Source organism: Cognatundibacterium luofuense, assembly GCF_018139685.1.
Classification (GTDB): Bacteria; Pseudomonadota; Gammaproteobacteria; order Burkholderiales; family Burkholderiaceae_D; genus Undibacterium; species Undibacterium luofuense.
On record NZ_JAGSPN010000099.1, the window covers coordinates 1 to 517 of the forward strand.

The following is a 517-nucleotide window of genomic DNA, read 5'->3' on the forward strand; positions in this document are numbered from 1 at the left end:
GAAAGCATTTATTGATTTCTATAGCCTGTGCAGCTATGGCAATCATGCTGGCTCCGATGCGGCCGCTCTGAAACAATTAAAGCAGTTACTGTCTGCGTGTAAATAAACTGGATGTTATGTTGATCGCTCGCCCTTCCCTTCTCCTCACTGGCCTGACGCTGTTACTGGCTTGCTCCTTACATAACGGCGCTCTTGCCGCTGATAAAAAAGTTTCCAAAAAACCGGCCAAAGCCACGAGTAGCACGTCGAGCCAACAACAGGAAAATGTACACTTCGAACAGTGGAAGGAAGTGGAAGTTTTCATCAGCCAAATGGTGAATTTACATGGCTTCGAAGAAGAAAAATTAAGGCAGTTATTTTCTCAGGTCAGGCATGTGGAATCGGCCAGACAATTGATGAAGCCTGCGCCTCCCGGCAAGCCTAAAAATTGGAAGGTCTATCGCAGTCGCTTCGTTGAGCCTTATCGTATCGCAGCGGGCGTACAGTTTTGGAACCAGTATGCCGAAGCGCTGGACAG

1 protein-coding gene is annotated in these 517 nt (G+C 48.0%); it reads left to right on the forward strand.

Going from position 1 to position 517, the window contains the following annotated elements:
- Positions 1-116: 116 nt before the first annotated feature.
- A partial coding sequence (locus tag KDM89_RS19510) for a lytic murein transglycosylase (RefSeq protein ID WP_212689559.1) occupies positions 117-517 on the forward strand: 401 nt, incomplete at its 3' end.